Below are 8,741 nucleotides of genomic sequence, written 5' to 3'. Positions count from 1 at the left end.
GGCCGTCCCGGCCCGGTCCGCGGGCGGTGGTGACTTCGCCGGCGGTGGTTCGGGGGCCGGCGCGGGGGCCGGGCGCGGGGTGGGCTCGTCATGCGCACCGGTCCCGCGCCCGACCCCCCTGTCGTCCGCCGCCGCGGTGCTGCCGGACGGCCCGGCGAACGCGTTCACGGGCAGGACCGCGGCACCTGCCGCCAGGGCGGTCACGCCCGCCCACATCGCGAGGCGCCGGATCACGGTGGCCTTGGACATGGGACCTCCTCGACCGTGGCTCATGGCGGCCGGAACGCCGGCCGCCGTTCGCCCGAGCGGCCGTCCTGCTTCCAGTAAAGCCCCGTCCCGCGGCTTCGGCCGCCGCCGCACCCGGCTCTTCCCTCCCCGCGAGCCGGTGGCGGTCACGTTCGTCAGCCGTGGACGATCACGCCGGCTTGCCGGGTGGCCGCCACCCGTGCGCCAGGATGCGGCCGCCTCGGCGATGCCCCGGAGGCCCGCCTGGTCGTGACCGAGTTCCGCTGCCAGATAGACAATATATTGTCGCTATGACAATTTGGTGTCATAGCAGCGTGCCGCCTCCCCAGCGCAGGTGCGCCCGTTCCGGAACTCTCAGGGAGACACCATGACCAGCGATGCCATCAGCCGACTCCGGGCCGCCCTGGAGCGCGGCGCGGCCGTCCGTCCTAAGGTCGGCGGCTTCCCACACCTCGCCGAGAGCCTGCGGCAGGCCGGTGTGACCCACTGCCGCATGGCCGTCCCGGCCAACGCCTTCCTGTACCTGACCGAGCACGGCGACGTCGTGGTCCAGGGCGAGCCGCTGGTCACCGGCTTCGCGCCGGCGCGGCCGTTCGATCAGGCGGCCCTGATCGAGGCGCTGCGCGCGGACCAGGCGGGCGGGACGACGTTCCCGGAGTTCGTCCGCGGCTGCTGGGAGGCGGGGGTCGTCCGGTACGACGTGGACACCGCCGCCCGCACCTGCACCTACCACGGCACCGACGGCGACGCGTACGTCGAGGAGTACCCGGCCATCTCGCTCCCCTGAGGGCCGCCGGGCGTGAAATCGCCTTTCCGGGCACTCAGTCGCGGGCCGCCACCGGCTCCACGGCCGTGATGACGAGTGCGGCCTGGTCGTCCTCCACGTCCCCGCCGTCCACGAAGCCGCGGACGTCCTGCGCCACGGCTCGCACGACGTCCGCCGCGGCCGGCCGGGGCTCGGTGGCCGCCAACGCCTTGGCGAGCCGGACGTCGCCGTACTGCTCGGTACCGGTGGTCCGGCACTCGGTGATGCCGTCGGTGTACAGCAGCAGGCTCTCGCCGGGACGCAGCGTGAAGCGGCAGGCCGTGAGCCGGGGCGGGATGCCGATGCCGAGCAGTCCACCGGACGCCTCGATCGTGTCGACCCTGTGGTCCACGTCCAGGAGCAGCGGCAGCGTGTGGCCGGCCCGCACCAGCTGGACGCTGAGCCCGTCGGCGGCCGGTGTGAGGTGGCCGTAGACGAGGGTCACGAAACCGTTGTTCTGATGGGCGTAGCGGTCGTTCAGAGCCTTGTCGACGGCCTTGACGACGTCGACGGGGTCGTCGAACAGCGGGGCGACGGCGCGGGCCGTGTGCCGGACCAGGGCGGTGGTGGTGGCCGCCATGGCACCGCGCCCGCAGACATCGCCGAGGACGAAGGTCCAGCTGCCGTCACCGCGGGGGAAGACGTCGTAGAAGTCGCCGCCGATCTCCAGCCCTTCGCCGGCCGGATGGTAGAAGGCGGCGAGCTGGGCGCCGGGGACCTCGGGCAGGTCGGGCAGCAGCAGGCCGGTCTGCAGGTCGCGGGCGAGGGCGGCGCGCTGCGTGTACTGGCGTGCGTTGCGCGCGGCCGAGGCGGCGCGCCGGGCCAGTTCCTCCGCCAGGGCGACCCGGTGACCGTCGAAGGAGTGCCCGTCGGTGGACATCAGGGTCAGGGTGCCGAAGGGTCGTCCGCGGTCCTGGAGCGGCACGCAGACGTAGCCGGTGACGGCCAGTTCCTCCCAGGGGCCGGGGCCGGTGGGGGTCCGGCGTGCCACCTCGGTGAGCCCGGAGGCCAGGACGCGGGCGACGGCGTCGTCCTCGGCGTCGTGGGCCGGGGTGTGGGAGGCGAGCAGCGCGCGGGCCTCCTCGGTCGGGGCGGCGGTCGCCATCCGCTGCACGCGGCCGGCCTCCACGATGTCGACCGCGGCCAGGGGCGCCAGGGCCGGGCTGGACAGGCCGGCCAGGCGCTGCAGGGTCTGCTTCTCGTCCAGCCGGCCCGCCAGCGCGGTGCTGGCGGCCAGCAGGAAGGCGAGGTCGTCACGGGCCGCCTTCTCCCGCGCGTGGGCCGCCCGCCGGGCCTGTTCGGCGTGGTGGCGTTCGATGGCGAGGGCGGCGGTGTCGGCGAAGACGCGGGCCAGCGCGAGATCGGTGTCCTGGGGGGCCTTCGGGGTGCGGTGGTACATCGCGAAGGTACCCAGGAGCCGGCCGTCGGGGGCGATGATCGGCGTCGACCAGCAGGCGGCGAGCCCCGCCTGTCCGGCGAGGGCGCGGAAGTCGTCCCACAGCGGATCGGTGGCGATGTCGCTGACGATCACGGTGCGGCGCCGGTGGGCCGCGGTGCCGCACGAACCCACGCCCTCCCCGGTGGCGATGCCGTCGATGGCCTGGTTGTAGAAGTCGGGCAGGCTGGGCGCCGAGCCGTGCCGCAGGTGCCGGCCGTCCTCGTCCGCCAGCAGCACCGACACGATCACCTCGGGGGACAGTTCCTCGATCGCCCCGCACATGCCGTCCAGCACGTCCGGCAGCGGCGCCTGACGGGCGATCTGCTCCAGCAGCGCGCGCTGCTCGGCGGCGAGCCGCCGGGCCTGTTTGACCTGGGTGGTCTCCACCCCGATCATGCGCACGCCGATGACGTTGCCGCCGGTGTCGCGGCGGGCCTCGTAGGTGAAGTCGAAGTACGCCTCGCGGGTGTCCTCGCCGACGCCGATGACGACCCGGGCGTCACTGCCGACGTGCCGCTCCCCCGACCGGTAGACCTGGTCCAGCAGCCCGATGAAGCCCTGGGCTGTCAGCTCGGGCATCAGCTCGGCCAGCGGCACGCCCACGCGTTCGCGCTGTCCGCCGCCGATCGCGGTGAAGAAGGCGGGGTTCGCCGCCTCCAGCACGTGCGCGGGTCCCGCCATGGACGCGAACAGCGCGGTCGACGTACCGAACAGCAGCGACAGGTTCTCGTCCGTGTCACGCACCGTCTCGGATCCGCGGACCTCACTCGTCAGCCCTCGCTCACGCTCAGCCGTCATCCTGCCCCCCTCTCCGACCACCTGCCCCGAAAATCAGGTGAGCCATCATCTCTCACAGCACCGGTCACTGTTTCATCCAGGGTCGTGCCCCGCGGTCGTGTGGTCAGTCGGGTGTACCGGCGTCCGCTCCGGCCTCGGCGGACGTGGCGGCGGCCCGGCCGGCCAGTGCCTCGGCGACCGTGGGGTGGACGGGGAGCAGCTGGGAGATGCCGGTCATGTTGATCATCCGCATGAGCCGGTCGGGGACCTCGGCGAGGAGGAGCGAGCCGCCCGCCCGGTGGGTCGCGTGCAGGAGGTGGATGAGGGTGCTGAGACCGGTGGAGTCGACGAAGTCCACCTGGGCCAGGTCCAGGACGAGGTGCGGGACGCCCTGTTCGACGACGGCGAGGGCGTGGCCGCGCAGGACGGAGGCGGTATGCAGGTCCACGTCCCCGGCGACGGCGACGACTGCCGTGCGATCGCCGGTGTGCTGGACGGTCACGTGGAGGGTTTCGGACACGCTGGTCATCACTCCTGGCCGAAAGACTCGGGCACTGCGGTGGTCTGGGGTCGGATGGCGACGCCGTCGGTGGTGGCGGCGTCCGGGGCGGCGGTGGCGGGCAGGGCCCGCGAGGCCGGCTGTGTCACCGGTCATGGCCGGGACGCGTCGCCGGGACCGGGACCGTGCACGGTGACCAGGCCGGCGAGGCCCGAGACGGTGAGGACGGGCTCCAGCAGCGGCGGCACGACGAGCTCCAGCCTGTCGGCGTGGGCGAAGAGCACGCTGAGCCCGGCACTGTCGAGGTACTCCACCTCGGTCAGGTCCAGGAGGAGGGGCCCGGAGCCGGCGTCGAGGGCGTCGGCCAGCGACCCGGCGTTGCTCATGTCGATCTCACCGCTGACCGCGAGGTGCGCGGTGCCGTCCGGGCGCCGGCCGGCGGTGAGCGTGAGGGGGGTGGTCATCAGGCGATCCTCATCTGCATGTCAACGGTGGTGCCGGCCGGGCCGGGCGTGATGGTGACCTGCTGCATCATGGCCCGCATCAGGGCCACGCCCCGGCCGCGGTGGGCGTTCAGCTCGGGTTGCGGGGTCTTCCACCGGCCGCTGTCGGCGACCGTCAGGCGCAGGTTGTCGACGAGGGCTTCGGCGCGCAGCCGTACGGCCTCCCCCGGGGCGTGCCGGTGGCCGTGCTCGATGGCGTTGGCACACGCCTCCCCGGCGGCGACGAGGATGTTCTGCACGGTGTTCGGGGGCAGGTCGCACTGGGCGAGCCAGCTGCGCAGTGCCTTGCGTACCGGTGCGAGCTGGGACGACTCGGCCGGGAAGGACATGTCCAGCGGCGCCGGGTGCCGGTACAGCAGCAGCGCCACGTCGTCGTCGTAGCCGCCGGCCGGGGCCAGTCGCGCCATCACGTCGGTGGCGAGGGTGTCGACCGGCACGTCGCGGCCCTCCAGCACGGCCTCGCTCGCCTGGTCGATCCCGTCACTGAGCGGGCGCCGGCGGCGTTCCACGAGACCGTCGGTGTACAGCAGGAGAGTGGCGCGGGCAGGCAGGGCGCAGGCGGCCTCCGGCCGTTCCCTGCCGGGGCGTACGGCCAGCGGCAGGGAGCGCCCCTCGTCCAGCAGCCGGATGGTGCCGTCGGGGTGGGCGACGATGCCCGGCGGGTGTCCGGCGCTGGAGTAGGTGAGCTGCCCCGTGCCGGGGTCGAGGACACCGCAGAAGACGGTGGTGCACATGGCACCCGGCACGCTCGCGGCGAACCGGTCGAGGGCCATCAGGGTCCGGCAGGGGCTGGGATCCATGAGCAGCAGCGCGCGGCAGGCGCTGCGCAGCTGCCCCATGACGCTGGCCGCCTCCAGTCCGCGTCCGACGCAGTCGCCGACGACGATGCCGATCCGCCCGTCCGCCAGGGCGACGGTGTCGTACCAGTCGCCCCCCACCTCCAGCGGGCGGGTGGCGGGCTCGTACCGGACGGCGAAGCCCTCGGGGAGGCTGGCCGGGCCGAGGATGGCGCGTTGCAGCGCGATCGCGGTCTCCCGCTGCTGGTCGATCTGGTGCGCGCGCACCAGACCCTGCGCGAGGTGCCCGGCCAGCAGCGACAGCAGCAGCTGGTCCTCGGAGGTGAAAGGCCGGTGCACACCCAGGTCGATCCACAGCGCCAGCGGGCCGTCGGGGTGTTCCAGCAGGACTCCGGCGCCGGTGTCCCCGGCCACCGGGGTGAGCGGCGACTGCCGGCGCAGGCCGGCGAGCGCCTCCCGGCGTTCGGCGGGCAGCTCCTCCCAGCGCTGTCCGGGGTCCGTGGAGGTGAAGGCCGGCACGTCGCTGCGCCCGAAGACGGCGCCCACCACGCTCTGCGCGCGCCACAGGGTCTTCAGCTCGGCCAGGGCACCGGACAGCGCCTCGGGCAGGCTGACGGCGCGGGACAGGGAGGTGGTCAGCGCGGCCAGTGCGGTCTCCCGCTGCACGGCGTAGTGCTCGGCGGTCACGTCACGGAAGGTACCGACGGTGACCTGGCGCCCGGTGTCCGGGTCCTGGGCCTTGTTGAAGGTGACGGCGACCCACAGGCGATGGCCGTCGCTGTGGAGGACGGGGACCGTGTAGGAACCCTGGTCGCGTTCGAGCAGGTCGGCGAAGGCGTGGCCGACCTGGCGGTGCGCCTCGGGGTCGGCGATGGCGTCCGGCCACCACGGGTGGACCGGAAGGTACGGCAGGTTCTCGGGGCCGTAGCCGAGGATGTCGGTGAAGGCCGTGTTGATCTCCACGACGGAGCCGGACTCGTCGCAGACGAAGAACGCCTCCTGCAGGGAGTCGATGAGCGCCGCCCGCCAGCGGACGTGATGACTGCGCAGCCGGGCCAGCTCGACGTTCGCGCGCACCCGGGCCAGCAGCTCGGCGGCGGCGAACGGCTTGACGAGATAGTCGTCGGCGCCCGCCTGCAGGCCCTCGATCGACGCCTCCTGGCCGGCCCGGGCGGACAGCAGCAGCACGGGCACCGAGGCCGTACGCGCGTCCCCGCGCAGCCTCGCCACCAGTTCCAGCCCGTCCAGCCGTGGCATCATCACGTCGCTGACGACCAGGTCGGGGGTGCCGCGGCGGACCGAGCGGAGGGCCTCGACGCCGTCGGTGACGGCGGTGACCTCGTAGCCCGCTCCGGCCAGGATGCGGGTGAGGTACTCCCGCATGTCGGCGTTGTCGTCCGCCACCAGCACCCGGGCGCTGGCCGCGCCCCCGGCACTCGGCACCGCGGCGCCCACCTCGGCCTCCGCGACCGTGTCGTCGGCCGCCACGCCGCTGTCGCTGCCCGGCAGCCAGCGCATGGCCTCCTGGACGTAGGGGTCGGCGGTGCCGGAGGCCGCGGAACCGCCCGCTTCGCCGGCCACGGACTCGGCGGGCAGGTGAGCGGTCCCGAACGGCAGGCGGATGGTGAACGTCGTGCCCTCGCCCTCGGTGCTCTCGGCCCCGATCGTGCCGCCGTGCAGACCGACCAGCTCCTGCACCAGGGCCAGCCCGATGCCGCTGCCCTCGTTCGAGCGGGAGCGGGCGTTCTCGATGCGGTGGAACCGCTCGAAGAGGCGGGGCATCTCCGCCTCCGGCACGCCGATGCCGGTGTCGGTCACGGTCACCACGGCATGGGTGTCCTCGCGCCGCACACGCACCCCGACGGCGCCGTCGAAGGTGAACTTCAGCGCGTTGCTGAGCAGGTTGAGGACCACCTTCTCCCACAGGCCCCGGTCGATGTACACCGGCTCGTCCAGGTCCGGGCAGTCCACGTCGAAGGCGAGACCGGCCTTCTCCACGGCCGACCGGAAGACGCTGGCCAGTTCGGCGGTCACCTCGGCCAGATCGACCGGCTCGTAGCGGGCCTGCATCCGCCCGGCCTCGATGCGGGAGAAGTCGAGGAGCGTGTTGACCAGTTTGCCCAGCCGCAGGCCGTTGCGGTGGATGACGTCGAGTTCCTGCCGTACCGGGTCCTCCGCGTCGCCGAAGCGGCCGCGGAGTTCCTCGACAGGCCCCATGATCAGGGTCAGCGGGGTCCGGAACTCGTGGCTGATGTTGGAGAAGAAGGCGGTCTTGGCCCGGTCGAGCTCGGCCAGTTCCTCCGCGCGCCGCTGCTGCGCCTCATAGCTCCGGGCACTGCCGATGCCGGAGGCGATGTGTCCCGCGGTCAGCTCGATGAAGCCCCGGTAGCCCTGGTCGAGGACGCGGTAGCGGTTGAGGCCCGCCACGAGGAAGCCGTAGGGCGCGCTGCCCTGCTGCAGGAGCGGAACCGCCAGCGCCTGCACGGGAGGCTCGGGCCAGCCGCCGCCCGGCAGCCCGGCGAAGACGTCGCCGACGAGCGGTACGGGCGTCGCCTCACCCCTGGCCAGGGCCGCGACGGGCCATACACCGTCGGAGCCGTCGACGGGGAGGACGGCCGGTGCGGCCGGGTGCCCCGGGCCGATGCCGGTCGTGCCGGCCAGCCGGGCGCTGTCGTCGTGGAAGAGGTAGGTCAGGGTGAAGGGAAGGTCCTGCCGGTTGCCGCTCAGCTGCCGGTCGACGAAGGCCAGCACCTCCTGCTCGGTGCGGATCACGCTCGGGTCCGAGCCCAGGTCCCGCAGCGTGGCCATGCGGCGCTCGCCGATGACCCGGTCGGTGTCCTCGCTGACCACGCAGAGCATGCCGACCACGTCGCCGGCGTCGTCCCGCAGCGGGCTGTAGGAGAACGTGTGGTACGTCTCCTCGCTGTAGCCGGAACGCTCCAGGAACAGCAGCAGCCCCTCGTCCCAGGTGGCCTCGCCGGTGCGGAGCACGGTCTCGATGCGGGGGCCGATGTCGCCCCAGATCTCCGCCCACACCTCGTTCGCCGGGCGGCCCAGCGCCCACGGGTACTTGCGGCCGAGCGTGTCGCGCCGGTAGGCGGCGTTGCAGAAGAAGGTCAGCTGCTCGCCCCAGGCCATCCACATCGGGAACCGGGAGGACAGCAGGATGCTGACCGCCGTCTGCAGGCTCTGTGGCCACTGCTGCGGCGGCCCCAGGGGCGTGGCCGCCCAGTCCACCACGGCGAGATCCCTGCCGACCTCGCGGTCGGCGGCGAACACTCCGCCGTCAGCCGCCGTCGGCGGCCCGTGTCCAGCACCGTCCGCACTCGCCACGCGACACCCTTCCCCTCATACCGACCCGTACCTGTGGCCCTCGCCGCCACCTGCGCGCGACGGTCCCCCGACCGTGCGCATATGCCTGTCTGCCCCCGGAACCGCCACCCGACGCCGACCGGTTCCCCCGTGCCCCCGCACGGACGACGGCCGCCGCGCCCTGGCACCGCTTCCGGCAAGCCCTGCGAACACATGACCCGTCGCCGAAAACCGTGTTTGCCCAGGCGGGCAGTCGCGACTCCGTAGGATAATCCAGGCGGGCGGGGAAACCTGTGCGGGTAGCACATGACCATGCGTGCGCCGGGACGGAGGAGGGAGGCTCGTCGCACGCGACGGCAGCCGA

Annotated in this window: 5 protein-coding genes and 1 pseudogene; 1 reads left to right on the top strand and 5 read right to left on the bottom strand. The window is 73.3% G+C overall.

The features are described from left to right. A pseudogene (locus GT045_RS07990) lies at positions 1–249 on the bottom strand (hypothetical protein); the annotation flags it as partial. Between the two features lie 364 nt (positions 250–613). On the opposite strand from GT045_RS07990, the gene GT045_RS07985 reads away from it, so the two are divergent. Next, positions 614–1,033, top strand: a complete 420-nt coding sequence (locus GT045_RS07985; RefSeq protein ID WP_161333734.1) for a DUF1398 family protein — start codon at positions 614–616, stop codon at positions 1,031–1,033. A 34-nt stretch (positions 1,034–1,067) separates the two neighbouring features. On the opposite strand, the gene GT045_RS07980 is transcribed toward GT045_RS07985, so the two are convergent. The 4 genes from GT045_RS07980 to GT045_RS07965 all read right to left on the bottom strand — a co-directional run bounded on the left by GT045_RS07980 (position 1,068) and on the right by GT045_RS07965 (position 8,209). Then, positions 1,068–3,287 (bottom strand): SpoIIE family protein phosphatase, encoded by a 2,220-nt coding sequence (locus GT045_RS07980; RefSeq protein ID WP_161298456.1) that lies wholly within the window; start codon positions 3,285–3,287, stop codon positions 1,068–1,070. A gap of 103 nt (positions 3,288–3,390) precedes the next feature. Continuing rightward, positions 3,391–3,795, bottom strand: coding sequence for an STAS domain-containing protein (locus GT045_RS07975; RefSeq protein ID WP_161298455.1), 405 nt, complete (start codon positions 3,793–3,795; stop codon positions 3,391–3,393). A 122-nt stretch (positions 3,796–3,917) separates the two neighbouring features. Beyond that, positions 3,918–4,229 carry an STAS domain-containing protein gene (locus GT045_RS07970; protein ID WP_161298454.1) on the bottom strand — a complete coding sequence of 104 codons (312 nt, stop codon included), beginning with the start codon at positions 4,227–4,229 and terminating at the stop codon, positions 3,918–3,920. Continuing rightward, positions 4,229–8,209: a SpoIIE family protein phosphatase gene (locus tag GT045_RS07965; protein ID WP_237538430.1), complete on the bottom strand. Its 3,981-nt coding sequence runs from the start codon at positions 8,207–8,209 to the stop codon at positions 4,229–4,231. The genes GT045_RS07970 and GT045_RS07965 overlap by 1 nt, the downstream gene beginning before the upstream one ends. Positions 8,210–8,741: the final 532 nt, after the last annotated feature.

The sequence above is a fragment of the Streptomyces sp. SID486 genome (assembly GCF_009865385.1).
In the GTDB taxonomy this organism is placed as follows: Bacteria; Actinomycetota; Actinomycetes; order Streptomycetales; family Streptomycetaceae; genus Streptomyces.
Note: the sequence above shows the minus strand (reverse complement) of the source record. Positions and strands in the feature narration are given on the sequence as shown.